Origin of the sequence: Okibacterium sp. HSC-33S16 (assembly GCF_024171565.1) — a bacterium.
GTDB lineage: Bacteria > Actinomycetota > Actinomycetes > Actinomycetales > Microbacteriaceae > Mycetocola_A.
In genome coordinates this window covers 163,499-188,896 of the sequence record NZ_JALJZZ010000007.1, presented here as the reverse complement: position 1 = coordinate 188,896, position 25,398 = coordinate 163,499, and the positions used below count along the sequence as shown (strand labels likewise).

The 25,398-nt window shown below is 61.3% G+C and carries 26 protein-coding genes and 3 tRNA genes; 19 read left to right on the top strand and 10 right to left on the bottom strand.

The genetic code is table 11. The features are described from left to right. Positions 1–112 precede the first annotated feature (112 nt). From gyrB to L1277_RS15430, 6 genes are all read left to right on the top strand, one after another. Complete coding sequence (gene gyrB / locus L1277_RS15455; RefSeq protein WP_253377683.1) at positions 113–2,119, top strand: DNA topoisomerase (ATP-hydrolyzing) subunit B; 2,007 nt, start codon at positions 113–115, stop codon at positions 2,117–2,119. Positions 2,120–2,195: 76 nt separating this feature from the next. Further along, positions 2,196–4,784, top strand: a complete 2,589-nt coding sequence (gene gyrA / locus L1277_RS15450) for a DNA gyrase subunit A (protein WP_253377681.1) — start codon at positions 2,196–2,198, stop codon at positions 4,782–4,784. A gap of 2 nt (positions 4,785–4,786) precedes the next feature. Beyond that, positions 4,787–5,191 carry a DUF3566 domain-containing protein gene (locus L1277_RS15445; RefSeq protein ID WP_253377679.1) on the top strand — a complete coding sequence of 135 codons (405 nt, stop codon included), beginning with the start codon at positions 4,787–4,789 and terminating at the stop codon, positions 5,189–5,191. Positions 5,192–5,269: 78 nt separating this feature from the next. Continuing rightward, a tRNA-Ile gene (locus L1277_RS15440) sits at positions 5,270–5,343 on the top strand. A gap of 37 nt (positions 5,344–5,380) precedes the next feature. Then, a tRNA-Ala gene (locus tag L1277_RS15435) sits at positions 5,381–5,453 on the top strand. Positions 5,454–5,925: 472 nt separating this feature from the next. Then, positions 5,926–6,393, top strand: a complete 468-nt coding sequence (locus L1277_RS15430; protein WP_253377677.1) for an NUDIX hydrolase — start codon at positions 5,926–5,928, stop codon at positions 6,391–6,393. Here L1277_RS15430 and L1277_RS15425 read toward each other — a convergent pair. Continuing rightward, positions 6,374–6,802 (bottom strand): pyridoxamine 5'-phosphate oxidase family protein, encoded by a 429-nt coding sequence (locus tag L1277_RS15425; protein WP_253377675.1) that lies wholly within the window; start codon positions 6,800–6,802, stop codon positions 6,374–6,376. The two genes, L1277_RS15430 and L1277_RS15425, sit on opposite strands and share 20 nt — an antisense overlap. Positions 6,803–6,930: 128 nt before the next feature. Next, a complete protein-coding gene (locus L1277_RS15420; protein WP_253377673.1) occupies positions 6,931–7,461 on the bottom strand; it encodes a DNA helicase in 531 nt (176 codons plus the stop codon). Positions 7,462–7,566: 105 nt separating this feature from the next. On the opposite strand from L1277_RS15420, the gene L1277_RS15415 reads away from it, so the two are divergent. From L1277_RS15415 to L1277_RS15375, 9 genes are all read left to right on the top strand, one after another. Then, the gene (locus tag L1277_RS15415; RefSeq protein ID WP_253377670.1) at positions 7,567–8,109 is read left to right on the top strand and encodes a peptidylprolyl isomerase; all 543 of its coding nucleotides are present in this window, start codon (positions 7,567–7,569) and stop codon (positions 8,107–8,109) included. 24 nt (positions 8,110–8,133) lie between these two features. Further along, complete coding sequence (locus L1277_RS15410; RefSeq protein ID WP_253377668.1) at positions 8,134–8,982, top strand: rhomboid family intramembrane serine protease; 849 nt, start codon at positions 8,134–8,136, stop codon at positions 8,980–8,982. A gap of 46 nt (positions 8,983–9,028) precedes the next feature. After that, a complete protein-coding gene (locus tag L1277_RS15405; RefSeq protein WP_253377666.1) occupies positions 9,029–9,274 on the top strand; it encodes a cell division protein CrgA in 246 nt (81 codons plus the stop codon). A gap of 234 nt (positions 9,275–9,508) precedes the next feature. Further along, a complete protein-coding gene (locus tag L1277_RS15400; RefSeq protein ID WP_253377664.1) occupies positions 9,509–10,315 on the top strand; it encodes a class E sortase in 807 nt (268 codons plus the stop codon). Positions 10,316–10,317: 2 nt separating this feature from the next. Continuing rightward, complete coding sequence (locus L1277_RS15395; protein ID WP_253377662.1) at positions 10,318–10,476, top strand: hypothetical protein; 159 nt, start codon at positions 10,318–10,320, stop codon at positions 10,474–10,476. An 8-nt stretch (positions 10,477–10,484) separates the two neighbouring features. Next, positions 10,485–11,135: a gamma-glutamyl-gamma-aminobutyrate hydrolase family protein gene (locus L1277_RS15390; protein WP_253377661.1), complete on the top strand. Its 651-nt coding sequence runs from the start codon at positions 10,485–10,487 to the stop codon at positions 11,133–11,135. 169 nt (positions 11,136–11,304) lie between these two features. Continuing rightward, on the top strand, positions 11,305–12,006 hold the full coding sequence (locus L1277_RS15385; RefSeq protein WP_253377660.1) for a hypothetical protein: 702 nt from the start codon (positions 11,305–11,307) through the stop codon (positions 12,004–12,006). Continuing rightward, positions 12,003–12,416 (top strand): phage holin family protein, encoded by a 414-nt coding sequence (locus tag L1277_RS15380; RefSeq protein WP_253377659.1) that lies wholly within the window; start codon positions 12,003–12,005, stop codon positions 12,414–12,416. The genes L1277_RS15385 and L1277_RS15380 overlap by 4 nt, the downstream gene beginning before the upstream one ends. Further along, positions 12,413–13,087 (top strand): DUF3618 domain-containing protein, encoded by a 675-nt coding sequence (locus L1277_RS15375; protein ID WP_253377658.1) that lies wholly within the window; start codon positions 12,413–12,415, stop codon positions 13,085–13,087. Before L1277_RS15380 ends, L1277_RS15375 begins: the two co-directional genes overlap by 4 nt. A gap of 101 nt (positions 13,088–13,188) precedes the next feature. Here L1277_RS15375 and pknB read toward each other — a convergent pair whose 3' ends face one another. The 7 genes from pknB to L1277_RS15340 are packed head-to-tail and all read right to left on the bottom strand — an operon-like array spanning position 13,189 to position 22,086. Continuing rightward, positions 13,189–14,886: a Stk1 family PASTA domain-containing Ser/Thr kinase gene (pknB, locus tag L1277_RS15370; protein WP_253377657.1), complete on the bottom strand. Its 1,698-nt coding sequence runs from the start codon at positions 14,884–14,886 to the stop codon at positions 13,189–13,191. 58 nt (positions 14,887–14,944) lie between these two features. Further along, positions 14,945–16,675 (bottom strand): protein kinase, encoded by a 1,731-nt coding sequence (locus L1277_RS15365; RefSeq protein WP_253377655.1) that lies wholly within the window; start codon positions 16,673–16,675, stop codon positions 14,945–14,947. Continuing rightward, positions 16,672–18,126 (bottom strand): penicillin-binding protein 2, encoded by a 1,455-nt coding sequence (locus tag L1277_RS15360; RefSeq protein WP_253377653.1) that lies wholly within the window; start codon positions 18,124–18,126, stop codon positions 16,672–16,674. Before L1277_RS15360 ends, L1277_RS15365 begins: the two co-directional genes overlap by 4 nt. Beyond that, entirely contained in the window at positions 18,123–19,535 is a 1,413-nt protein-coding gene (locus tag L1277_RS15355) for an FtsW/RodA/SpoVE family cell cycle protein (RefSeq protein ID WP_374110263.1), read from the bottom strand. Before L1277_RS15355 ends, L1277_RS15360 begins: the two co-directional genes overlap by 4 nt. Then, positions 19,532–20,794, bottom strand: a complete 1,263-nt coding sequence (locus L1277_RS15350; protein ID WP_253377652.1) for a Stp1/IreP family PP2C-type Ser/Thr phosphatase — start codon at positions 20,792–20,794, stop codon at positions 19,532–19,534. The genes L1277_RS15355 and L1277_RS15350 overlap by 4 nt, the downstream gene beginning before the upstream one ends. Before the next feature lie 3 nt (positions 20,795–20,797). After that, the gene (locus L1277_RS15345; RefSeq protein ID WP_253377651.1) at positions 20,798–21,343 is read right to left on the bottom strand and encodes an FHA domain-containing protein; all 546 of its coding nucleotides are present in this window, start codon (positions 21,341–21,343) and stop codon (positions 20,798–20,800) included. Next, entirely contained in the window at positions 21,340–22,086 is a 747-nt protein-coding gene (locus L1277_RS15340) for a DUF3662 and FHA domain-containing protein (protein WP_253377650.1), read from the bottom strand. Before L1277_RS15340 ends, L1277_RS15345 begins: the two co-directional genes overlap by 4 nt. A 193-nt stretch (positions 22,087–22,279) precedes the next feature. Here L1277_RS15340 and L1277_RS15335 point away from each other — a divergent pair. From L1277_RS15335 to L1277_RS15325, 3 genes are all read left to right on the top strand, one after another. Further along, a tRNA-Leu gene (locus tag L1277_RS15335) sits at positions 22,280–22,363 on the top strand. 115 nt (positions 22,364–22,478) lie between these two features. After that, on the top strand, positions 22,479–23,186 hold the full coding sequence (locus tag L1277_RS15330) for a YafY family protein (RefSeq protein ID WP_253377649.1): 708 nt from the start codon (positions 22,479–22,481) through the stop codon (positions 23,184–23,186). A 77-nt stretch (positions 23,187–23,263) separates the two neighbouring features. After that, positions 23,264–23,653 (top strand): VOC family protein, encoded by a 390-nt coding sequence (locus L1277_RS15325; protein WP_253377648.1) that lies wholly within the window; start codon positions 23,264–23,266, stop codon positions 23,651–23,653. A 51-nt stretch (positions 23,654–23,704) separates the two neighbouring features. Here the strand turns inward: L1277_RS15325 and L1277_RS15320 are convergent, their stop codons facing one another. Then, positions 23,705–24,088: a hypothetical protein gene (locus L1277_RS15320; RefSeq protein ID WP_253377647.1), complete on the bottom strand. Its 384-nt coding sequence runs from the start codon at positions 24,086–24,088 to the stop codon at positions 23,705–23,707. 285 nt (positions 24,089–24,373) lie between these two features. On the opposite strand from L1277_RS15320, the gene glsA reads away from it, so the two are divergent. Further along, positions 24,374–25,375 (top strand): glutaminase A, encoded by a 1,002-nt coding sequence (glsA, locus tag L1277_RS15315; RefSeq protein ID WP_374110261.1) that lies wholly within the window; start codon positions 24,374–24,376, stop codon positions 25,373–25,375. The last annotated feature ends 23 nt before the right edge of the window (positions 25,376–25,398 follow it).

Genomic DNA, 25,398 nt, shown 5'->3' with positions numbered 1-25,398 from the left:
CAGGTCGCCTGACCGATAAAAGTGGCTCAAACGGGCGATTCAGCCCCGAAGCCGACCCTTTCTTGATAGAATTACATGTCGAGCAAGAACACGGTTTGGAGCCTAATTTCATATGTCATCAGAACCGAACAGGTCCGTGGATAACAGCAGCTACGGTGCAAGCCAGATTCAGGTTCTCGAAGGTCTCGAAGCCGTACGCAAGCGTCCCGGAATGTATATCGGTTCTACCGGTCCCCGCGGATTGCACCACCTGGTCTATGAGATCGTCGATAACGCCGTTGATGAAGCCCTCGCGGGGTACTGCGACAACATCGAGGTAACGATCCTCAAGGACGGTGCCGTGCGCGTCGTCGACAACGGTCGAGGAATTCCCGTCGACATCCACCCGGCAGAGGGCAAATCGACTGTTGAGGTCGTGCTCACCGTTCTTCACGCGGGCGGAAAGTTCGGCGGTGGCGGATATGCCGTTTCGGGTGGACTACACGGCGTCGGCAGCTCGGTCGTCAACGCTCTCTCCACACGCCTCGATGCCGAGGTGCGCAGGCAAGGTTCAGTCTGGCGCGCGACGTTCCACGACGGTGTTGCCGACGCACCGCTCTCTCAAGACGAGCCGTCAGAAGAGACCGGTACGACAATCACGTTCTGGCCAAGCGCTGACATCTTCGAAACCATCGAGTTCGACTACGACACACTCAAGACCCGCTTCCAGCAGATGGCCTTCCTCAACAAAGGCCTTCGCATTTCCCTCACCGATGAGCGCGACGACCACCTGGTTGAGGCGCCGGTTCAGGAGGGCGTTGCGCCCGAAATGGTGCACCAGTCGAACGTGTTCCACTACGAGCGCGGACTCGTCGACTACGTCGAATACCTCAACCGCGCACGCAAGGCCGACCTCGTCAACGATGAGATCATCTCGTTCGAGACCGAAGATGAGGGTCGCAAGATTGCGCTCGAAGTCGCCATGCAGTGGACAACGGCGTACACGGAGAGTGTCCACACGTACGCGAACACCATCAATACCCACGAGGGCGGAACTCACGAAGAGGGTTTCCGTGCTGCACTGACAACCCTCGTCAATAAGTACGCCCGTGAGAAGGGTTTGCTCAAGGAGAAGGACGACAACCTCTCCGGTGACGACGTGCGTGAAGGTCTGACGGCTGTCATTTCCGTCAAGCTCGCTGAACCGCAGTTTGAGGGCCAGACAAAGACCAAGCTCGGTAACACCGAGGCGAAGGCGTTTGTGCAGAAGGTCGTCGGCGATCAGCTTGGTGATTGGTTCGGACGGAACCCAGTGCAGGCCAAGGAGATCATCCGCAAGGCGTTCCAGGCGGCTACCGCTCGTATGGCTGCTCGCAAGGCGCGCGAGACGGCCCGACGGAAGGGCCTGCTCGAGGGTGGCGGCATGCCCGGAAAGCTGAAGGACTGCCAGTCGAAGGACCCGTCGCTCTCCGAGATCTTTATCGTTGAGGGTGACTCCGCAGGTGGATCAGCGGTACAGGGGCGCAACCCGGAGACCCAGGCGATTCTTCCGCTCCGCGGCAAGATCCTCAACGTGGAAAAGGCACGCCTTGACCGTGCTCTCGGCAACGCCGAAGTGCAGGCCATGATCACCGCCTTCGGCGCGGGGATTGGTGAGGACTTCAATCCCGACAAGGCTCGATACCACAAGATCGTTTTGATGGCGGATGCCGACGTGGATGGCCAGCACATCACCACGTTGCTGCTGACACTTCTGTTCCGGTACATGCGGCCTCTCATCGAGTCCGGCTACGTCTACCTGGCGCAGCCGCCGCTCTTCAAACTGAAGTGGTCGAACGCTGCTCACGAGTACGTCTACAGCGACGCGGAACGTGACGCTCGCCTTGAGGCAGGACTCGCTGCAGGGCGCCGTATTCCGAAGGACAACGGCATCCAGCGGTACAAGGGTCTCGGCGAGATGGATTACAAGGAACTGTGGGAAACCACGATGGCTCCCGAGTCACGCACCCTGATGCAGGTCAACCTTGATGACGCGGCATCTGCGGACGAGATTTTTTCCACCCTCATGGGTGAAGACGTGGAATCACGCCGCAACTTCATCCAGAAGAACGCAAAGGATGTGCGGTTCCTCGATATCTAAGCGGGCCAGAACAGCCCGTCATCGCGCTGACGTAACCAGCACATCGAGACCGCCGACCGACAAGTAGAGAAGACTGATGGCAGACGAAACGAACAACAGCGACGACATTGCTGCTGAGACCACGGCAGCTGTAGCGCCCATCGATCACGGTGTGCACGGTCGCATTGACCAGGTCGACCTTCAGCTCGAGATGCAGCGCTCATACCTCGACTACGCGATGAGCGTCATCGTCGGACGTGCGCTCCCCGAAGTGCGTGACGGCATGAAACCGGTGCACCGCCGGGTCATCTACGCGATGTACGACGGTGGATACCGTCCGGACAAGGCATTCTCGAAGTGCGCCCGTGTTGTCGGAGACGTCATGGGGCAGTTCCACCCGCACGGTGACTCTGCCATCTACGACGCTCTGGTTCGACTGGTCCAGCCCTGGAGCCTGCGTTACCCGCTGGCCCTCGGCCAGGGTAACTTCGGGTCCCCGGGAAACGACGGTGCTGCCGCACCGCGATACACCGAGACCAAGATGGCTCCGCTCGCCATGGAAATGGTCAGGGACATCGATGAGGACACCGTCGATTTCCAGGACAACTACGACGGTCGCACGCAGGAACCGGCTGTCCTGCCGGCTCGATTCCCGAACCTCCTCGTCAACGGTTCCGTCGGTATCGCTGTCGGTATGGCCACGAACATCCCGCCGCATAACCTCCGTGAGGTTTCCGAGGGTGCGTTGTGGCACCTCGCTCACCCCGAGGCACCTCGCGAGGAACTCCTCGAAGCGCTCATGCAGCGAATCAAGGGCCCGGACTTCCCGACCGGGGCGCAGATCCTCGGTACTAAGGGCATCCACGACGCCTACAGCACGGGCCGCGGCTCAATCACTATGCGCGCCGTCGTCAACGTCGAAGAAATCCAGGGTCGCACCTGCCTCGTCGTTACCGAGCTGCCGTATCAGGTCAACCCCGACAACCTTGCCATCAAGATCGCCGACATGGTCAAGGACGGCAAGATCTCCGGAATCGCCGACATCCGGGATGAAACCTCGGGTCGGACCGGACAGCGCCTGGTCATTGTGCTCAAGCGTGACGCGGTCGCCAAGGTTGTTCTGAACAACCTGTACAAGCACACCCAGCTGCAGGAAAACTTCGGTGCCAACATGCTGGCGATCGTGGACGGAATTCCTCGCACCCTCGCGATCGACGGTTTCATCACGGCGTGGACTGCACACCAGATCGATGTCATCGTTCGCCGCACACAGCACCGATTGGCCAAGGCTGAGGAACGCGCCCACATTCTGCGCGGATACCTTAAAGCGCTCGACGCTCTGGACGAGGTCATCGCGCTCATCCGTCGGTCGAAGACCGTCGAGGACGCACGCGACGGCCTGATCGAGCTTCTTGACATCGACGAGCTCCAGGCGCGCGCCATTCTCGATATGCAGCTGCGTCGACTCGCCGCTCTCGAGCGCCAGAAGATCATGGACGAGCACGATGAGATCGAGCTCGAGATCACTGAGTACAAGGCGATCCTTGCTGATCCCCAGCGCCAGCGTTCCATCGTCAGTGAAGAGCTCACCGAAATCGTCGAAAAGTATGGCGACGACCGCCGCACCGAGATCATGTTCGGATACGACGGTGACATGTCCATCGAGGACCTCATTCCCGAGGAAGAGATGGTCATCTCCGTCACACGTGGCGGCTACATCAAGCGCACTCGGAGTGACAACTACCGGTCACAGCACCGCGGTGGCAAGGGCGTCAAGGGTGCCCAGCTTCGCGCAGACGATGTTGTGGATCACTTCTTCGTCACGACGACCCACCACTGGCTGCTCTTCTTCACCAACAAGGGCCGGGTATACCGCGCCAAGGCGTACGAAGTGCAAGAAGCCGGTCGCGATGCTAAGGGCCAACACGTCGCCAACCTGCTCGCTATGCAGCCGGACGAAGAGATCGCAGAGATACTCGACATCCGCGACTACGGGGTAGCAACCTACCTGGTTCTCGCGACTCGCGACGGACTGGTCAAGAAGACCGCGCTGAGCGAGTACGACACCAACCGCACCGGTGGAATCATCGCCATCAACCTGCGCGAGGGTGACGAACTGGTCGGCGCGCTCCTCGTCGAAAATGACAGCGACATCTTCCTGGTGTCCCGCCATGGCATGTCCATTCGCTTTACGGCGAGCGATGAAGCGCTGCGTCCGATGGGCCGCTCCACGTCCGGCGTGATCGGTATGCACTTCCGTGAGGACGACGAATTGCTGTCGGCTTCCGTCCTTCCCGCAGACCCCGATTCTGATGCATACGTGTTCATCGCAACGGAGGGCGGTTATGCAAAACGTACCTCGATCGAGCAGTACCGGCTGCAGAACCGTGGTGGGCTGGGCATCAAGGTGGGCAAATATAACGAAGACCGGGGTCACCTGTCCGGCGCTTTGATCGTCGGCGAGGAAGACGAGGTCCTTGTGGTTCTTGCCAGCGGCAAGGTGGTAAGGTCTGCCGTGGCCGAAGTTCCGGCCAAGGGCAGGGACACAATGGGTGTCGTCTTCGCACGATTTGCAGACGACGACCGCATTATCGCCCTGGCCAGGAACACTGACCGTAATCTTGTCGCCGAGGCGGATGCAGAGGTTATTGCAGCAGCCGAGGGCGAGTCAGAGCAGAAAGAGTAAGAATGAGTAGCGTTGCCGAGAAGCTGGCAAAGAAGTCGACAAAACGGCCGACGAGCAAGCAGGTACGACTGAAGCTGGTCTACGTCGACTTCTGGTCTGCGGTCAAGCTGTCATTCCTGGTCTCGATCGCCCTTGCCGTCATCACCATCGTGGTTTTTTTCCTCGTCTACACGGTGTTGGAGACCACGGGCATCTTCGAGAACATCAACGGGCTGTACAAGGACGTTGCGGGCGTCGGTGATGATCTGACCGCCATCTTCAACCTGGGACGCGTCATGGGCTTTGCGGTCGTCGTAGCGATCCTCGATCTCATCGTCGTCACCGCGCTCGGAGCGCTCTCTGCTGCGCTGTACAACCTCAGCGTGAAGATCACCGGTGGTCTTCTCGTCGGCTTCACCAACAACTAAATTGACCATGATCGGGCGGCGAAAGCCGCTCGATTATAAAAATCGGCAGATCTCAGGTAGTCTCTAATCTGCCCAAACGGGGATATAGCTCAGGCGGTTAGAGCGCTTCGCTGATAACGAAGAGGTCCCAGGTTCAAGTCCTGGTATCCCCACTCGGGAGAAAATTTTCACTAGTTTCTTCCCGTAATTGGGGCCTTAGCTCAATTGGTAGAGCGCCTGCTTTGCAAGCAGGAGGTCAGGGGTTCGATTCCCCTAGGCTCCACAAAACGAAAGCCCCGGCTCAGCCGGGGCTTTTTGCGTATCTGCGCTGCAATGTTGGATCGGTCAGACAGCGTGAGTTCGCTCCTGGTCCCAGCGGGGCACCGCCTCGGACGGGCCCCGCGACGCCTTCAATGGCGCTCACCGCCCGCCTGCGTCGTCTTGAGACGCACTCTGCGCTGCCGCGCATCCCGGTCGCTGGTCGGGGTTCTGAGGCTATCCTCGTGCGGCCCGTGGTACTCACTCGACCGAGCCGAATTAACGTTCGAGATTCAGTCGACAGCGACGGTGGCTGAGCCGAATTACGTCGATGTAGTTATCCACAGGAGTATCCACAGCTGTGGATAGATCTCCAGATCGTGGGGCGTTAACGACCTGGGAGTTATTCACACTCGTCATCGAACGTTTCGAACATCCGTCGTTAAGCGAACGGTTTCTTCCCAGCATGTGTGCGGACCGCTCTGTACATTGGGCCCATGGACATCCGCGTGGCCGCATATGGCGTCATCATCAAGGGCAGCGAGATCCTGCTCGCGCATTGGAACGAACGAGGGCGAAGCGGGTGGACGTTACCGGGCGGCGGCATAGATCCCGGCGAAGACCCTGCCGACGCGGCGGTGCGCGAGATATTCGAGGAGACCGGCTATGCGGCCGACCTTGACGAACTTCTCGGGATTCACTCCTATGTTGTGCCGGCAGAACAACGGCTAGATCCGTCGGCGGCAACGTCTCTCCACGCCCTTCGGATTGTTTATCGTGCCCATGTCACGGGTGGGCAACTCACAGATGAGCTTGAGGGGTCAACCGACGCTGCCGCGTGGCATCCGCTCGCCTCTCTCAAACACCTCGACACGGTCGGCCTAGTCACTGTGGCGCTGGGCATGCTGGAGAGCCCGCAGACCGGGCGTGGAACGACTGACAGTCCTAGTCTGTCGGGTCCGTGACGTCGCCCTCTTCGATCGCTTCCTGAGTAAACAGGCGGCCTGTGATCGACTGCGGCACGATTCGGACAACGGCTTCGCGGCGACCGCCGACGAAGGGCGCTCGGAGCTGCGACTCGACGGGGCCAAACTCATCGGGGTCGTCGTCAACGCGACGTGCCATTCCTCGCACAATAACGCTCCAGGCAGAATCACCTTCGATCCCGTCGCCCTCGAACAAGACTGACGCGTTGACGGCGATGCCCACGAGCTTGTCGCCGGGCAGAGTGCGGAAGTAGATGAATCCCTGGATGACGGAGTGCGAAACCGGGTGAATATAGGGAATGCCATCCACGACGGTGACGATGCGACCGACGGGTGCTTCGGCCAGTCGGGCAAGGGACTCGTGCTCGGTCAAATTTGCAACTGACATGCTGCCCTCCTGGAACGGCGGTGCGTGTAGAGCCGGTGTGGCCCATTCTGCTGGATCCAGTGATCAAGCGACAGAGCGTAACGAAAAATGGCCGGCCCCTTTCGGGACCGGCCATCGATGCTGAGAAATTAGAGGTTCGGCAGAGCCGGCTCTTCGTCAGCTACCCACAGCTCGTCGTCGGCACGGAACGTCTGCCAGACCGCATATGCGACTCCGGCAGCTGCCAGAACACCGACGCCAACGGCAATGACATTGCCTGCGCTGGTGCTCTTCTTCTTGGGCGCCGGCTTGGTAGCGTGCTGAAGCCGCTCGAGAGCCGAGCGAACACGAGTGTCCTTGGCGATGTCACTGATCGACAGGACAGAACCAACGACCCCGCCGATTGCCGGGAGCACTGCCTTGTCCAGACTGTGCTTCGCCGTATCGACGATTCCGCGAGAAGCTGCGTAACCCCGTTCGACGACGGGCTGGACGCGGCTCTCATACGTGTTCACCACAGACGGCACAACCTGCTCACGGCCGTAAGCGGACAGCTGCCTCGACGCTTCGCGAGCGACATGGTTGGCGTGGTCGAGAATTTCCTGCTGGGCGCGCCACAGGTCGTTCGCGTCTCCCTTGAGTCGCTTGAGTTCCTTCTTACGCTTGCGTGACAGGCTCACCGCTGACCTCCATTGATCTCGTTTAAACGCGACAGGTCTCCATCTTGCCACCGAATGGGCTGAACGCCACCTGACAGGCTCAGCGGATGTGTAAGAATTGGGAACATGTCAAAGCACACCGCTGTAGCCACCCTTCAAACCAACTACGGAGAGATCAAGGTCAACCTTTTCGGTGACCACGCCCCCAAGACGGTAAAGAACTTCGTTGGGCTCGCAACCGGTGACATTGACTGGACCGATGAGAAGACCGGTGAGTCCAAGAAGGGCACACCTCTCTACAACGGCGTGATCTTCCACCGCATCATTCCCGGATTCATGATCCAGGGCGGCGACCCTCTCGGCAACGGCACAGGCGGACCCGGCTACAAGTTCGACGATGAGATCAACTCTGAGTTGAACTTCAACGAGCCATACATGCTCGCAATGGCAAACGCCGGATCAATCGGTGGACGCGGAACCAATGGTTCACAGTTCTTCATCACCGTTGGCCCGACGAGCTGGCTGCAGGGTAAGCACACCATCTTCGGTGCAGTCGAAGATGAGGCGAGCCGCAAGGTCGTCGACAAGCTTGCTGAGGTTCCCCGTGATGCTCGTGACCGCCCCCTCGACGACATCGTCATCGAGAGCGTCACGGTCGACGCCGTATAACTAGCGGACGCCGCCGGTCATTAGATGACCTCTAACTCCACTCCCCCGGTTCAGCGCAACAACTTTTGTTATCGGCACCCTGACCGTCAGAGCTTTGTGCTCTGCCAGCGGTGCGGTCGCACCGTGTGTGGCGAATGCCAGACACCGGGCGCTGTTGGTGTTATTTGCCCTGAGTGCATGAGGGAGCAGCGCGGAACTGCGCCGCGCGCCCGAACTCGCACAGGCTTCTTCAGCCGGTCGACCGAGAAACCCGTCGTCACGTACAGCATCATCGCCCTGACGGCCCTGGTTTTCCTGCTACAGCTGATTCCCGGTCTGGGGATCACCGACCGACTGCTGTACGCAGGACTGTACTCATATCCTTTCGCCTTCGAGCCATGGCGCATGCTGACGACGGCGCTCGTTCACTCGCAGAACTTCATTCTGCATGTTGGACTCAACATGTACTCGCTGTGGCTTTTCGGGCAAGCGCTCGAACCGATGCTGGGCCGAGCACGGTTCCTGACGCTCTACGTGATATCGGCTTTTGCGGGATCGCTGGGCGTTCTGTTCCTGTCTGCGCCCAACCAGGCCGTGGTGGGCGCATCGGGTGCGATCTTCGGGTTGATGGGCGCTTTCCTTGTCATCCAACGAAAGTTGGGCGGCAATATGAACGGCTTGCTGGTTCTCGTCGGCATCAACCTCGTCATTGGGTTCATTCCAGGCACCAACGTGGCATGGCAGGCGCACGTTGGCGGATTGATCGGTGGAGCACTTGTTGGGCTGATCTACTATCAGACCCGTCGACTCCGGCATAAGCGTCTCCAGACCGTGCTTATTGCTGCTCTCGCTGTTGTCCTGGTGGCTCTCAGCCTCGTTCACTTCGTTCTCTAAGGCGAGCAGGCGCGGTCTTCAGGCTCGACCGGCTAGAATCATGCCTATGGCACGCGAGAAGACGAAGAGCACCCCGGCGCCCACCAGCGCGCAACGATCCGGCGAGCAGGCACCCAACCCAGTGTGGTTCAAGCCGGTGATGTTCGGCTTCATGCTCGTGGGACTCATCTGGATCATCGTGTTCTACGTCAGCCAGGGCGCGCTGCCAATCGCCGCCCTCGAATCCTGGAACATCGTCGTCGGGTTCGGAATCGCCTTCATTGGCTTCCTCATGACGACGCGCTGGCGCTAGCCTCCCTTCACCTCGAACACCCGCTCCTCCACCGCCTTGCGGCAGAGGGACGGGTGTTTTTGTGTCTCACCGAAGAATGACAAAAAAGCCCGGGTCAAAAGTTATTAACACCCTTATTAACACTGTGGACAATTACACCCGTGTAATTATCCCCAGCCTGTGGATAACAATGTGGAAACTCCAGTGGAATGTGTGGACATCTCCCCGTCATGTCCGACAGATAGAATTGCCCGCATGCCTTCGACCGAGCCCGTCGTGTTAGAGACCCGGGCAGACCGACGCAAGCGTTCCTCGGGGGCATCACCGCGGCCGAAGTCCCGCATCAGCGTCATCGGCGTGATCGGAGAACTCCTGATCACAGGCGGAGTTTTGGTCATGCTCTTCCTCGTCTGGCAGCTCTGGCTGAACGACGCAATCGTTCGTGCGGCGCAAGACGACGAGGCCGCAGAGCTCAGCAAACAGTGGGCATCAACACTGCCCACAACTGTTCCCAGCCCCGACGAAACTCATCCACAGCCTGTGGATTACGGTGATCCGGTCATACTGCCCCAGCCCAAGGACGCTGAAACGTTCGGTGTCATGCATGTTCCCCGGTTCGGTCCCGAGTACGCGGCGAAGCTTGCGGGCGGTGTGACAAAAGCACGTACCCTCGACCCCCTCGGAATCGGTCACTATCCCGACACGCAGATGCCGGGCGAGATCGGCAACTTTGCGATCGCCGGTCACCGCAACACGCATGGCAAGCCGCTCAACGCCATCAGTAGCCTCCAGGTCGGCGACGCCATTGTCATCCAGGTGCCCGAAGGCTGGTACACCTACCGTTACCGTTCCACTGAATACGTGAAGCCTTCGGGAGTCGGCGTGCTCGACCCTGTGCCGCAGGCCGACGGTGTCGAGGCAACCGACTCCTTCATCACCCTCACCAGTTGCAACCCGTATTTCTCGACGGCTGAGCGCATCGTCGCGTACGGCGTCTTTGAGTCCTGGACACCAACCGAGGCTGGCCCGCCTGCCGCCCTGACTGAACCGCTGGAGGGCTGAGAATGTATGCGGCACTGTGGCGCGCGCTCCCCGGACCGGTCTGGGTTCGCATCATCATCATGATCGTGATTATCGCGGTAGTTTTGTATGTATTGGCGACCTGGGTCTTCCCATGGGTGCAAGACATCGTCGATACCCAGGAAGTAACCGTTGAAGAGTAGGGGCTGACGTGACTCGAGTACTTGTGATCGATAACTACGACAGCTTCGTCTACACCTTGAATGGGTATCTGCTTCAGTTGGGTGCCGAAACTGACGTCGTTCGTAACGACACCTTTAAGAAAGCGGATGCTGCAGCGCGTCTTTCCGAATATGACGCCGTTCTCGTTTCACCTGGGCCAGGAACACCGGCCGACGCGGGTGTCTCCGTTGCGGTGGTTCACGCCGCCCTTGACTCCGGCACGCCGTTGCTCGGGGTCTGTCTTGGGCACCAGGCGATCGCTGAGGCGTTCGGCGCAACGGTGACGAATGCCGAAGAGCTGATGCACGGCAAGACCTCACTCGTTGAGCATGACGGCAGCGCGTTCTACTCGGGAGTCCCGAAGCCGTTCACTGCCACGCGGTATCACTCGCTTGCCGTCGTCACCGACACGGTGCCGGACGATCTCGAGGTCACGAGTTACACAGCCGGCGGGGTCATCATGGGCCTCCGTCACGCAACCGCTCCCATCTTCGGCGTGCAATTCCATCCCGAGAGTGTCCTCACCGAAGGCGGCTATCTCATGCTCGGCAACTGGCTGGCCGCGGCCGGACTGCCGGCGGCAGCGGAGACAGCCAAGGGGCTCACCCCTTTGATGCAGGTCGAACCCAGCCGCGCCTAACGACTGCCCGTCACGGTGTTCGCTACTCCCCCATCTGCGGGGTGTCAAGCCTCACGTTGAGGCTTGTCGCGCCTCCGTTACCTGAGCGAGACTCTTCCCACGACTCGAGACCAACCAGTCGCCGTTCAACACCGAACAGCGACTCGGTCTCCTGGGAGGAGGAAGAATCATGACCCAAACCTCAGCAGGTGCAGACGAGACAACCACCACTGATCGCGTTCGCGGAGCCGGAAGCCACGTTGCGTCGACCGCCGCGGAGGGCGCATCGAACGTCAAGCAGGAGGTTGGCGCTCAGGCCAAGAACCTGTTCGGCGAAGTACGTTCGCAGCTCAGCGGACAAGTCACCACCCAGCAAGAACGCGCAGCGGGCGGCATCCGCACCGTCAGTGACCAGCTGCGCAGCATGGCTGACTCATCGGACTCCGGAATGGCCTCGAATCTGGTGTCCCAGGCCGCTAACCGCGTTGGTGACGTTGCCGGATGGCTTGAAAACAGCGACCCGGCCGGCATGCTCGATGACGTCAAGCGGTTCGCACGTCGGCGCCCCGGAGTGTTCATTGCCCTGGCAGCGGGCGCTGGCATCGTCGTCGGTCGCCTGGCTAAGTCGCTCACCAGCGGAGACGACTCGACCACATCTTCGACCACAAGCGGACCGACGTTCAACTCCACTGCACCATCGTCGGCAGCGTCCACTCCGTCGGCGGCACCCACCCAGACCTACGATGCGACCGCTGCGGACCTCGGTTACGTTGCTGCGCCGGGTTACGCCGACACTACGACGGCCGACGGTATCTACTCCGAGGGCACCGGCACGGTCGAGCCCGGAACGACGGCCACCGGCGGTTACACGGAAACCGGTGATCTTCGATGACTGACCCCTACGTTCCCGATCCCAACGGGAGATCGGAATCCCTGGGCCAGCTCCTCGGCGAGGTGTCGAAAGACATTTCCACCTTGTTCCGGCAGGAAGTGGAGCTCGCCAAGGCAGAACTGTCGCAGTCGGCCAAAAAGGCAGGCAAGGGCGCCGGAATGTTCGGTGGAGCCGGAGTCGCCGGCTTCCTCGCACTGCTGTTTCTCTCGATCGCCCTTTGGTGGGGCCTCGGCCTCCTGATGGGCAATGTCTGGTCGGCGATCATCGTCGCCGTCATCTGGGGCATCGTGGCCGGAATCCTTGCCATGCGCGGCCGTAAGGAAGTTGAAGAGATCAACGGAGCACCGAAGACCGCAGAAACTCTGAAGAAGGTGCCCGAGGCATTCAAGACAAGTGAGGACCAGAGATGACGAACAATCCCGAAGAAATCCGTCAGGAGATCGAGGAAACACGCCGTGAACTCGGTAACGACGTCGACGCCCTCGCCGACAAGGTGAGCCCGTCGAGCATCGCTCAGCGCCAGACCGACAAGGTCAAGGGATTCGGCAGGAAGATTAAGGACAACGTTATGGGAGTCGCAGACAACGCAACATCACACCTCAGTGACGCCGCGTCACACGTCGGGGATGCAGCATCCCACGCGGGAAGCATGCCGTCCACGGCGGTGAGTAAGGCCAAGGGCAACCCCGTGGCCGTTGGCGTCATCGCCTTCGGTGTCGGATTGCTTGCCGCGTCGCTGATCCCCGCGTCGAGTCGAGAGAAGCAGCTCGGCCAGACGGCAAAGGAGAAAGCGGCGCCCCTGGTCGACAACCTCAAGGAGACCGCGAAGGGCGTCGCCGAGGACCTCAAGGAACCTGCCATGGACGCAGCGGATTCGGTTAAAGGTGCCGCAGCCGACGCAGTCTCGCAGGTGAAGGACGACGCGAAGTCGCAGACCCAGGACATCCGTGGTGGCGGCGACGATTCGTCGTCAGGTAGTTCAGGCACGTCAGGTGACACGGCCTCGTACTCCACCGAGGGCTACGTCTCTCCGGATGGTGGCGGCATGCCGCCGACGGGATCGGACGACACGCTGCGGTAAGTCAGTTCAACAGAAAACGGTGGCTGCGACCGACGTCGCAGCCACCGTTTTTCGTTTGTCGTGACATCCGCTCGCCTGCTCTCGCACGGTGGCGAACCGGCCTAGCCGGTGCAGTACGTGAGCTCGATCTCGGACTGCTGGGGAACGTCTCCCGGAGCGAGCGACTGGTTTGTCACCGGGTTGCCGGGCTCGGTCGTACACGTCGGGTCGGGTTTGGGAGTCACAGTCAGGCCCACTGTCGGGTCTTCCATAAGATCTGTGGCCACGTTGAGGCTTTGTCCACGAACGTCCTGGATGGTGACGAGGCCGCTGGAGACGAGGAGATTGACCGTCGTGCCCTCAGCCACCTCGCTGGCGGCGATGGGATCGGTGCTGAGCACGGTGCCGGTGGATTTGTCTGGCGAGTTCTGCCGGTTAATTGCGCCGACCGACAAGCCGACAGCCTCGAGATCAGCCTGAGCTTGCTCCGTGGACTTATTCGAGACGTCGGGCACCGCAACCGTGGGCGCACCGGTTGATACGACGACCCTGACCACCGTCTTGGGTGGAACCTTGCTGTCTTTACCCGGATCGGTGCGGATGACGGTGCCTTCGTCGACGTCGGCGCTGATCTCGTTGACCACGCTCGCCACGAGGTCGAGCTCGGCGAGGGTGTCGACGGCACTTTGCTCGCTGACCCCAACGAGATCCGGGACCGCGCGCGCGGCTGCCGGAAGCGGTTGTGCCGAACCGAGTGAAAGCACCCAGATCATGACGGCGACCATCACAACGGCGATGGAGGCGATACCGGCCCAGATCCAGACCACCGGTGGGCGGCGCTGCGTGCGAGTGACGGAGTCGTCGCTGGTCAGCTGACGGAGGGCCTGTTCGGTGCTTGAGGCGACGTGGGGCGCCTGGCCGAACAGAGCGGTTGCGACCTCCTCGTTATTGCGATGAACGGGAATCTTGCCCTGGCCCGCCAGCTCGACGTCGTCGCGGAACTCGGCGGCGGTCTGGTAGCGCTCGTACCGGTCCTTCTTGAGGGCGCGCATGACGACGGTGTCAAGGGCAGGCGAAACCTTGGAGTTCACGCTCGACGGCTTGACGGCCGTTTCGCTCACATGCTGGTACGCGACGGCCACGGCTGTATCGCCCCGGAAGGGCGCGCGACCGGTGAGCATCTCGAAGAGCACAACACCGGTTGAATAAAGATCGGTGCGGGCGTCGACCGTTTCGCCCTTGGCCTGTTCCGGAGAGAAGTAGGACGCCGTACCGAGGATCGCGGTCGTTTGCGCGACCGTCGACGATGAGTCAGATACGGCACGGGCGATGCCGAAGTCCATGACCTTGACGTTGCCCTCTGGCGTGATCATCACGTTGCCCGGTTTGATGTCGCGGTGAACGACTCCGGCCCGGTGAGAGTATTCGAGTGCCGTCAGGATGCCTTCGGCGATGGTGACAGCACGCGACGCCTCGAGTGGTCCTTCAGAGATCACCGATTTGAGTGTCTCACCGTGAACGAACTCCATCACGATGAACGGCTCGCGCGTCACCCGACCGTCGTTGGTCTTGATGGTCTCTTCGCCGGCATCAAAGACGCGAACGATGGTGGGGTGCGCCATTCGAGACGCCGCCTGTGCTTCCTGGCGAAAGCGCGTGCGGAAAGCCGGGTCTGTCGCCAGATCGGCCTTCAGGATCTTGATGGCGACGGTGCGGCCAAGTTTGGTATCTGTACCGCGGTAAACGTTGGCCATTCCACCGCGACCGATGAGGTCGCCGACGAGATAGCGCCCCGCGAGCAGGCGTTGTTCGTCAGCCACTCATGAACTCCTTCAGCCGTCACATTTCACTGGGTACAGCTTAGTCGCTGAAGATTGCTCACTCACCGGGCACGGTGGCGGGTGCCGCTTTCACTGTGGCGTTTGCGGCTGGGGACTGACCGGTCTCTTCAGAACCGCAGAACGCACTGTAGGTGACGCTGAACGGACCTTCGGTCGTGCCGACCGTAACCTTGGCGGTGTTGGACTGCACGGCTCCGCCAGCGGCCTGGGATGTTCCACCGGTGACGGTAATGCGGTAGCCGAGCTGCTGCATGCCCGCGGGGCAGCGGGTGAACGCGGCCCAGTCGACCGTGACCTCGGCACCCGGCTTCAAAACGGTGCACGACGGGTCATCACACGCTGCACCGGACAACGTCGGTGTGGCGGTCGGATTCGGGATCTCAGCCATCGCGCTGTAGACGGTGACCTTGACGATGTGGCCCTTTTCGAGGTTTCCCTCTGGGTTGATCGCATAAACGATCCCGACTTCGTCCTGCGAGCTTGCCGCATTGCCTTCGACCCGTTCTGAGGCGAGTCCGAGCGAGGAGAGCCTGGCGGCGGCCTCGTCATAGGACAGACCGACGAAGTCGCCCTGACTGACCGGGATCAGGCTCGAGGTGGGCGTCGGCGTTGGGGTGTTCGACGGAGGCGCCGTGGTTTTGACGGGCGCACTCGTCGTCGTTTCAGTCGGGGTGTCATCGCCGTTCTGATTGACCAGGGCGATAACCGTGCCCGTGAGTACGACAGCGAGGATTGCGATGAGAGCGATGAGAGGCCAGGTCCAGGGACTTCTCTTCTTCTTGCCCGTTGTGGGAACTTCGGCCGTCGACGTCGTGACCTCGGTTGCATTCAGGCTGGACGTTCCCAGAAGCGTGGTTGCGGCGTCCGAGTCGGCTTCCAGGAGCGTCGTTGCGGCTGTCGGCAAGGCATCCCCCGCGACAGCGGGAACCGCGACGGTCGCTGCACTCACGTCGCCGCGGCGCAACGCCTGTGCGGCGCGAGCAACATGTGCGGCGGACGCGGGACGGTCGGCCGGGTTCTTGGCGATCATGGAGAGCACAAAGTTGCGGACCGGTTCAGCCACGGTCACGGGCAGCGGCGGGGGCGTCTCGTTGATCTGCGCCATGGCGATCGCGACTTGCGACTCGCCCGTGAACGGACGCTTGCCCGCGAGACATTCGTAAGCGACAATCCCGAGCGAGTAGATGTCTGTTGTCGGTGACGCCGCGTGGCCAGACGCCTGCTCAGGGGAGAGGTACTGGACGGTGCCCATGACCTGGCCGGTTGCCGTCAACGGGACCTGGTCGGCGATGCGCGCGATGCCGAAGTCAGTGATCTTGACTCTGCCGTCCGGCGTGATCAGCAGGTTGCCCGGTTTGATGTCACGGTGCACGAGCCCGGCCGCGTGAGCGGCCTGCAGGGCGGCGGCGGTTTGAGCGGTGAAATCGAGGACCTTGTCGGTCGACAGTACGTGTTCGCGCTCGAGCATCGTCGAGAGTGCTTCGCCAGGAACGAGCTCCATCACCAGGAAGGCACTGCCTTCCTCTTCGCCGTAGTCGAAGACGTTGGCGATGCCCTCGTGGTTCACCAGTGCGGCGTGCCGCGCTTCGGTGCGGAAGCGTTCGAGGAAGTTGGGATCACCTAGATACTCATCCTTGAGGATCTTGATGGCGACGTTGCGCCCGATGACCAGGTCGGTGGCATTCCACACTTCGCCCATGCCACCGATAGCAATACGGGACTCGAGCTCGTAGCGGCCCCCGAAGGTGGCCCCTGCTGTGGGTCTCATTTGTTCAGCACCGCCTCTATGACTTTCTTGGCTATGGGAGCGGCCACGATGTTGCCCGAGCTGTGATGCCCGAGGTTTCCATCGTTCTCGACGACGACCGCGACCGCGACTTCAGGGTTGTCCGCTGGCGCAAAGCCGGTGAACCACAGTGAATATGGTTCGCCCGTGCCGTTCTGCGCTGTTCCGGTCTTTCCAGCCACATCGACCCCCTCTATTCTTGCACCGTTGGATTGCCCGTCAGAGACACTGTTGATCATCATCTCGGTCAAGGCGACACAGCTCTCTTCATTGAGCGTTTCGGTCATGACTTCCGGCTCAAAGCTCGACAGGACCTCGAGGTTTCGCCCGGTAACGCGATCGATCAGGGTGGGTGCCATGAGGTCTCCGTCATTGCCGATTGCCGCGGATGTCATGGCCATCTGCAGCGGAGTGGCGCGAACCTCATACTGACCGAAACCGGTCAAACCGGTTTGCGCGTCATCAAGCTTGGATGGGTAAATGCTCTTGCCCGCAGGAAACGGCACCGATATCTCGGAGTTGAAGCCGAACTTCTCAGCTTGCTCGCGAATAGCGTCGTCGCCGAGTTGGATGGCAAGTTCAGCCATCGGCACATTACAACTTTGGCGAATGGCCTCGCGGAGGGTCACCGTTTCGCCGGGCCCGCAGGCAGCCCGTGTCCAGTTGAATACTTCCGAGCTACTCCCCGGGAGTTGCAAACTCACGGGGTTCGGGAACTCGCTCTCCGGTGTGTAGTCACCGCTGGCTAAGGCAGCTGCCGCAACGATGATCTTGAATGACGAGCCCGGAGGGTTCATGTCACCGCTTGTTGCGCGGTTCGACAGGGGCTTGAGATCGTCGGATTCCAGCGTCTTGTAAGCGTCAATCACGGCCTTGGAATCGTGACTAGCCAAGACGTTGGGGTCGTATGTCGGCGTGCTCACCATGGCAAGGATCCGTCCGGTCGCAGGTTCAATGGCGACGACACCACCCTGACGATCTCCGAGCGCATCGAACGCGGCCTGCTGGACGACCGGATCAATGGTGACCTCGACCGCGGCACCCTTGGGTGCCTGACCAGCGACGATGCGGTTGATGGTGTCCAGGAACTGAGTGTTAGAGGTTCCGGAAAGGTAGTCGTTCATGTACTGCTCGATGCCGGCTGAACCCTGTGTCGGGCTGAAGTAACCGGTAACGGGCGCGTACAACTCGCCTTGTGGATACTGGCGCTGGAACGCGTACTGGTCACCGGTCGGTACCGACTGGGCGATGACTGTGCCTCCGGCCAGGATCGGGCCCCGCTCGGTGTCATAGCTGTCGTAGAGGGCCCTGGTGTTGCGTGGGTCGAGGCGCAAAGCGTCGGCTTGTGCCACCTGGATGACCGTGGTGGACAGGAAAAGTGCGGCGAACATGGCGAGCACGACAATGCTCACTCGTTTGAGTTCACGATTCATGCTGACACCTCCGATGCAGGGCCGGTCTTAATGCTGTCGCTCACCCGAAGAAGCAGCGCGACGATGATCCAGTTCGCGACAAGTGACGAACCACCTGCTGCGAGGAATGGCGTCGTCAGGCCGGTGAGCGGAATCACACGAGTCACGCCGCCGACCATGATGAAGACCTGCAGGGCAACGGTGAAGGCGAGGCCGATGGCAAAGAGCTTGCCAAAGTCATCTTGACCGGCGAAGCCGATGCGGATGCCACGTGAAACGAACAGCAAATACAGCCCGAGAATCGCGAACAGGCCGGCAAGTCCCAGCTCTTCGCCGAGGCTCGCGATGATGTAGTCGCTCTGGGACAGCGGTGTGAGTTGTGGCCGCCCCTGTCCGAGGCCCGTACCGATCAACCCGCCCTGTGCGAGCCCGAAGATTCCCTGAACCAACTGGTAGCTGCCGCCGCTGGCGTCATAGACCTGGGGGCTGAACGCATCCAGCCAGTTCTGGAAACGTCCCTGCACATAGGTCAGAGTTTGCGCCGCGAAAAACGCTCCACCGCCGAAGAGGGCGAAGCCGATGAGGATCCAGCTCAGGCGGCCTGTGGCGATGTAGAGCATCACGGTGAACAAGCCGAAGTAGAGAAGAGCGGTTCCCATGTCGTGCTGGAACACGATGATGAGCATGGACAGGGCCCAGACCACGAGGATGGGGCCAAGGTCGCGCAACCGGGGGAAGCGTATGCCGAGGAACTTCTTGCCAACCATAGACAGGCTGTCACGTGTGCGCACCAGGTATCCCGCGAAGAACACCGCGAGGGCAATCTTGGCGATCTCACCGGGCTGGAAGCTGCCGAGCCCACCCAGGCTGATCCACACCCGTGCCCCGCTGACCTCGCGGCCGATGCCCGGAACCAGAGGGAGGAGCAGGAGAACGAAAGCGAGCGCGCCGAAGACGTAGGTGTAGCGGAAGAGGACCCGGTAGTTGCGGATCACAAGGATGACGACGATCGCCGCGATGATGGCGACGGCTGACCAGGTGATCTGGCGGGTCGACGCCGCACTCCAGCCCACGAGCCCCTTGGCGAGATCGATGCGGTAGATCATCGCGATGCCGAGCCCATTGAGCACAGTGGCGGTCGGAAGGAGAAGCGGATCTGCCTTCGGCGCCACATAGCGCAAGCAGACGTGAAGCCCGATGACGAGCGCGGAGAGCCCGGCCCCGAGGTACACGAGATCGAGGTCAACGGCTCCCGTGGCACCGAGCTGCACAAGAACGATGGCGACCGAGTTGATCACGCAGGCGAAGAGCAGGAGGGCGAGTTCACGGTTGCGGAGCTTCTGGGGAAGGTGCAGTTTGCGCATGGTGCGCAGCACGCCGGTGTCCGGGGCGAAAGAGTCGGTCGATGACGGAGTGGTGGTGTTCGTCATTCGCCGCCCTCTTCGTCCTGTGACGTCGTTGTTCGGAGCCGAGACACGATCTCTTCCGCCTCCTCGAGCGACGACGCACTGAGGGTCTGCTCGACCTGCTGTCGGTCGTATGTCGAGAGCAGGGAAACGGGAATGCCGGTGTCCTTGTACTCGTGCGACAAACTGAACGGCCCGATGTCTTGTTGGATGCCCTGGAAGATGACGACGGTGTTGGTGTCTGCCCCGACAAAGTAGCGGGACTGCGTCCAGGCGTAGCCGAGGAGACCGGCGAGGACGAGCGCGAGCACGAGGGTGATGGTTCCGACGAGCCAGGTCAGTCGGCGGCGGCGCGCACGGCGAGCGTCCTCTTCGATGAGCTCGTCGAGGTAGTCCTCTGAGGCGGGCTCAAAGTGGCTCGATGCCAGCGGGTTGGGGCGTGCGGCATGCAGTCGGAGTGACGGCAGCAGGCCCGTTCGTTTGGGCGCCTCGTTTTGGTAGGCGAGGGGTCGCGAGGCCGATCCGACGATGACCGGCGTCTGTGCGTTTGCGGACCGCTCAACGCCGACGTCGTAAATCACGACCGTGACGTTGTCGGGCGCTCCTCCGTCGAGTGCCTTGCGGATGAGCTGCTCACCGACCTGCCGTGCGGGCAGATCCTGGGCCAGGGTCGCCTCGATGGCGTCCTTTTCGACGACACCGGACAGCCCGTCGGAACAGAGCATCCAGCGGTCACCCGGGTGGGTTCCCATCACCATGGTGTCGATCTCGGGGTTCGAGTCGACGTCGCCGAGCACTCGCATGAGCACCGAGCGGCGCGGGTGCACCATCGCCTCTTCCTCGGTGATGCGGCCCGAATCGACGAGGCGCTGCACGAAGGTGTGGTCGGTCGTGATCTGGCTCAGCTCGCCGTCACGGAGCAGGTAGATGCGTGAGTCACCAATGTGCGCGATGGCAATCTCATCGCCCACCGCGGCAATGGCGTCAACGGTCGTACCCATGCCGCCGAGTTCGGGATGCTCAAAGACAGCGTCAGCGAGCTCGTTGTTCGCGGCAATAATCGCGGATTGCAGGGCCGCTTCGGCGTCCTGCGCGCTGGTGTACACAGCATCCGCTTCAATAATTCTTTTCAAAGCGATAGCGGATGCCACGTCGCCACCTGCATGCCCACCCATGCCGTCGGCGACGACAAACAGGTGTGAACCGGCGTAACCGGAGTCCTGATTGTTTGAGCGGATCTTTCCCACATGGGAGAGGGCCGCTGAGTCGCCCGCTTTCGTCATCGTCTACCGCCGCAGTTCAAAACTGGTCGCGCCGACCTTGATCGGGGTGCCGAGCGTGATCTGCGTCGGTGAACTGATGCGCTTGCCGCCAAGGAAAGTGCCGTTGGTGGAGTCCAGGTCCTGGATCATCCACTCTTCGTTCCAGAGCAGGAGTTTGGCGTGGTGGGTGGAGGTGTAATCGTCGCGAATGACGAGGCCGGAGTCAGGCGACCGACCGATGGTCAGCGGGTCGCGGCCGAGTGAAACTTCAAGACCCTCCTTGGGGCCCGCGGTGATCACGAGGCGGCTGACGTTGTGGATGGTCGCCTTCTCGTGCTTGCGCGCGGGAGTGGGGAGCACGGGGGGTGGAGCGGCCGAGCGGGGAGGAACAGCCGGTGCACGGGGTGCCGCACTGGGGGCTGGAGCCGGGGAAGCCGCGGGTGCTGCGGTGTTCTTTCGGTTCGATGCACCGAAGAGGTCTGACCGCAACGCGTAGACGATTGCGAAAACGAAGAACCACAATAAAAGCAGGAAGCCGATCCGGAGGATCAGCAATGTGAGTTCACTCACCGGGCGGGCCCCCAAAATCCGTCGCCGGCTTCGTATGCCCGGGTCGAATCGTCGAGTTTTGCCGGGGAATTTCTGGTCGAAGCCTGTGCCAACACTCGGAACACAATACGCGTTCGGCCGATCTGAACGACCGAGTCGGGGTCGAGGGCGGCCTGGCTGAACGGCTGGCCGTTGAGCGTGGAGCCGTTGGTTGAGCCCAGGTCACGGGCCTGGGCGCGCTCGCCGTCCCACAGGATTTCGACGTGTTTGCGGCTGGTTCCCGAGTCATCAATGGTGATGTCGGCATCGCTTCCCCGACCGATGATCGTGCGGCTTTTCACCAGCGGGTGGCGCTTGCCACCGATGTCGAGAACGGGAGTCCACGACACCGCACCCTTTACGTTTACGGAGTCGACAGACAGCATTCCGTCACTGAGCGAAGGATCAGACTTCAAACGGATGCTGATTCCACCGGCGAAGGAATAACCCTGATTCTTCGCATGCTTTTGAAGAAGGCCGGTCAGCTCGTCAATGAGCGCCGGTCCGATCGCGGTCATCCGCTCGTAATCCGATGCCGACATGTGCACGACAAACTGGTTCGGAGCGAGGATGCGCTCGCGGCTGACGACCGCCGCTTTGGTATCGACTTCGCGCTTGAGAGCGGAGGTGATTTCGACCGGTTGCAGCCCCGAACGGAAGGTCTTGGCGAACGCACCGTTTACGGCACGTTCGAGACCTTTCTCGAAGTTGTCCAGAATGCCCACAGGTCTCCCGATCGCGTCAAATGGCTATGCACATGTTAGTGGGCGGGGCTGTGAGTGCCACTCAAACGGGTGTCGGGGCGCGTCGGTGGCGCGGAACGGCGCGGATCAGGAGCTCGTGGGTGGCCCTCGAATGGCGATTGGCGTCGGGTCATGCTAATCTCGCTGAGTTGACATGCTCGCATGTCGCAACACTGCGCGAGTGGCGGAATTGGCAGACGCGCTGGCTTCAGGTGCCAGTGCTCGAAAGGGCGTGGGGGTTCAAGTCCCCCCTCGCGCACAGTGGGGTAGTTTAGATTCTCAATGACAGGCCATCGAATTTCGGTGGCCTTTTGTCATTTCACGGTGTTGTTCAGAGCGTTCCGCACTTACCTGGGACCCTCTAGGGTCAGAGGGTGAACCGCACAGACCGTTTGTATTCGCTTGTGGAAGAACTGCGCGCCGTCGCACCGCGGCCGCGAAGTGCTCGGTGGCTCGCCGCACGGTTCGAGGTTAGTTCGCGCACCATTGAGCGAGATCTCACAGCGCTTCAAATTTCGGGCGTACCGATCTGGGCGGAACCCGGCCGCACCGGCGGGTATTGTCTCGATACCTCGCACACCCTGGCACCCCTCAGTTTCACTGTCGATGAGGCCCTTGCGATCATGGTTTCGTTGGAGATGTTGACGAACAGCCCATTTACCGACGCTGCGAGGTCAGCCCTGCGCAAAGTCACAGCGGTGACCGATGATCGGAAGCTCGCCGAGACGGTTGAACTCGCCACTCGCGTGCACCTCTTAAGTGACGGCCCGAGGGCAGGAGTGCCCGCCGTCCTGGCCGGTGCTTTACGCGAGGGTCGTGTACTCCGAATCCTGTACCAGGATCGTCACGGAGTTGAAACGTCTCGGCCTGTTGAGCCGATGGGATACATCGTCCGGGGCCGCACCTGGTACCTCATCGCATGGTGCCGGCTTCGATGCGGCGTCCGCGCGTTCCGCGCTGATCGCATCGCGCGGGCCGACCCCACTGAGGAGAGAAGCCCAGCGCGCACCCTGCGAGTCGAGGATCTGACTATCCCATTCGGTGACCTCACATCGATCGGCGAAGAGAGCACACGTCCTTAATCACCGACAGGACGGTGTCGCCAGGCGTTGCGACCATGGAGTGATCCAGCACAACTGGTCCGATTGAAGGGAACCCCATGGAATTCGCATCCATCCGCATCATCACGAACAATGTCGATCGCCTGGCCCGCTTCTATGAGAAGGTCACGGGCGTGACCGCAGAACGGCCGGCACCGATCTTCGCCGAAATCCGTACTGCCACCGGCGCTCTGGCGATCGGAAGCACCGCCACCGTCGCCGTGTTGGGGGACGCAGCCCCTCAGCCAGAGCGCAACAATTCCGTTATCGTCGAGTTCCTCGTCAGCGACGTCGACGCAGATTTCGCTCGTCTCCGCGACGAGCTTGACGACATCGTGCTTGAACCCACCACCATGCCGTGGGGCAATCGCTCGACGCTCTTTCGGGATCCCGACGGAAACCTCGTCAACCTGTTCTCCCGGCCCACCAGGATGCGAACCGAGGACTGAGCCGTGTCACGGCCAACGTCGGCCCGTGGACAGCGATCACATCCGCGGTATTCAGGTGTTCGGAGAATCGGCCGCCTCCGGCCTGGTGTGACTCGTGGTGCGGCCCGGCGCACCGCTGTTCAGTGGCCCACGCGCGATTTGTCGCACCCGAACGTCCCTATTGTGGATGGCGACCACCAACAGACGCGGCAGTACGACAAAGCCTGCCAGGTAGAGCGCAGCTGGTCCCCAGACGACGATGAAGATCACGGCCCCCACTCCGACCAGCAAACCGGCGACCCACCCCGTAATGGCGGTCGATCGCGGGCGTCGGTAGCCACGGCGATTGGGCCAAAGAGATATTCGCTGACGACCCGCCGCTTGAGTCTCCAGGATGCCGGATCCAACGGAAACCGTGAGACCGACAGCGAGAAGCGCAACACCCAGGGGGATCACGAGGTGCACCTCGTCGGCTGAGCGTGCGGTCGAATGCTCTCCTCAGAATCCACGGTGACTCCCCTCAATACTGTCTTCAGTGAAGCCATTCACCGTGCCGTCGGATAGCCTCCAGTTCGGGGTGGAACCGCTTGCGTCTTCGCTGACATTCTGAAGCGGAGAACTGGGTCACCTGGGGACGTCCTGACCGGGAGCTTGTGCGGGATCCTTGTCCACTCTGTCCACCCCGGCTGGGATCGACTAGGTTCAGATCAGTCGCACGTGAGTGCACCCTTGGAGGGCGCCGTGGAACTGGACGTTGCAGGAATCGAGCAGGCGGTAGCAACCGGTGCGCCACCATCCGATTCCCGCATCAACGCTCTCCTGGCCGAAGCATTCGCACACGCGTCGAAGCACTCCGAGGGAACGGTCGCTCACTACATCCCGATTCTCTCCCGGGCCGACCCTGAAGCATTTGGACTCTGCATCGCCGATGTGTCCGGTGGACTCCATGAACTGGGCGACACCCGACGTCAGTTCTCCATTCAGTCGATCTCCAAGGCTTTTGTATTCGCGCTCGTCTGCGAAGCGATTGGGCACGAGCGCGCCCTCGAGATCGTTGGCGTCAACAACACGGGGCTTGCATTCAACTCTGTGGTGGCAATCGAGCTAAATGACGGCCACCCGATGAACCCCATGGTGAACGCGGGCGCGCTCGCCACCACCGCACTCGTGCCGGGGCGAACAGCGGATGAGCAATGGGAGGCCGTTCGAGAGGGACTGTCACTGTTCGCCGGTCGAGACCTTCGGATGGACGACGAAGTGTATGAGTCCGAGTCCCACACCAACCTCAGAAACCGGGCGATCGCGCAGTTGCTCGCGAGTTATGACCGGATCGAACGCGACCCGCTCGACGTCGTCGACGTCTATACGCGCCAATGCTCGCTTTCGGTCGACGCCCGGGACCTCGCGGCCATGGCGGCGACCCTCGCTGATGGTGGGGTAAATCCGGTGACGGGCGAACGCGTCGTATCTGCGACGGTCTGCCGTGACACACTCGCGGTTCTGGCAGCGAGCGGACTGTATGAGGCGTCGGGGGAATGGCTGTTCGACATCGGGCTGCCGGGAAAATCGGGGGTCTCCGGCGGTCTCATCACCGTCGCACCGGGCAAGGTCGGTATCGGTTCGTACGCACCGCGGCTCGACCTTGCCGGCAACAGCGTTCAAGGGCAGATTGCGACCGCATATCTGTCGCGCGCGATGGGTCTGAATATTTTCGCTTCGGGATCTCACTTTCGCTCGGAGTAGTCCCACTACTAAGAGAGAGGTAC

Coding starts and splice junctions, on each gene's coding strand:
- L1277_RS15350 (WP_253377652.1), bottom strand. CDS start 20,794: ATGACGAAAGCGGGCGACTCAGCGGCCCTCTCCCATGTGGGAAAGATC.
- L1277_RS15380 (WP_253377659.1), top strand. CDS start 12,003: ATGACTGACCCCTACGTTCCCGATCCCAACGGGAGATCGGAATCCCTG.
- L1277_RS15405 (WP_253377666.1), top strand. CDS start 9,029: ATGGCACGCGAGAAGACGAAGAGCACCCCGGCGCCCACCAGCGCGCAA.
- gyrA (WP_253377681.1), top strand. CDS start 2,196: ATGGCAGACGAAACGAACAACAGCGACGACATTGCTGCTGAGACCACG.
- L1277_RS15385 (WP_253377660.1), top strand. CDS start 11,305: ATGACCCAAACCTCAGCAGGTGCAGACGAGACAACCACCACTGATCGC.
- L1277_RS15415 (WP_253377670.1), top strand. CDS start 7,567: ATGTCAAAGCACACCGCTGTAGCCACCCTTCAAACCAACTACGGAGAG.
- L1277_RS15400 (WP_253377664.1), top strand. CDS start 9,509: ATGCCTTCGACCGAGCCCGTCGTGTTAGAGACCCGGGCAGACCGACGC.
- L1277_RS15375 (WP_253377658.1), top strand. CDS start 12,413: ATGACGAACAATCCCGAAGAAATCCGTCAGGAGATCGAGGAAACACGC.
- L1277_RS15360 (WP_253377653.1), bottom strand. CDS start 18,126: ATGAATCGTGAACTCAAACGAGTGAGCATTGTCGTGCTCGCCATGTTC.
- L1277_RS15445 (WP_253377679.1), top strand. CDS start 4,787: ATGAGTAGCGTTGCCGAGAAGCTGGCAAAGAAGTCGACAAAACGGCCG.
- L1277_RS15395 (WP_253377662.1), top strand. CDS start 10,318: ATGTATGCGGCACTGTGGCGCGCGCTCCCCGGACCGGTCTGGGTTCGC.
- L1277_RS15325 (WP_253377648.1), top strand. CDS start 23,264: ATGGAATTCGCATCCATCCGCATCATCACGAACAATGTCGATCGCCTG.
- L1277_RS15430 (WP_253377677.1), top strand. CDS start 5,926: ATGGACATCCGCGTGGCCGCATATGGCGTCATCATCAAGGGCAGCGAG.
- L1277_RS15355 (WP_374110263.1), bottom strand. CDS start 19,535: ATGACGAACACCACCACTCCGTCATCGACCGACTCTTTCGCCCCGGAC.
- L1277_RS15425 (WP_253377675.1), bottom strand. CDS start 6,802: ATGTCAGTTGCAAATTTGACCGAGCACGAGTCCCTTGCCCGACTGGCC.
- L1277_RS15365 (WP_253377655.1), bottom strand. CDS start 16,675: ATGAGACCCACAGCAGGGGCCACCTTCGGGGGCCGCTACGAGCTCGAG.
- L1277_RS15410 (WP_253377668.1), top strand. CDS start 8,134: ATGACCTCTAACTCCACTCCCCCGGTTCAGCGCAACAACTTTTGTTAT.
- gyrB (WP_253377683.1), top strand. CDS start 113: ATGTCATCAGAACCGAACAGGTCCGTGGATAACAGCAGCTACGGTGCA.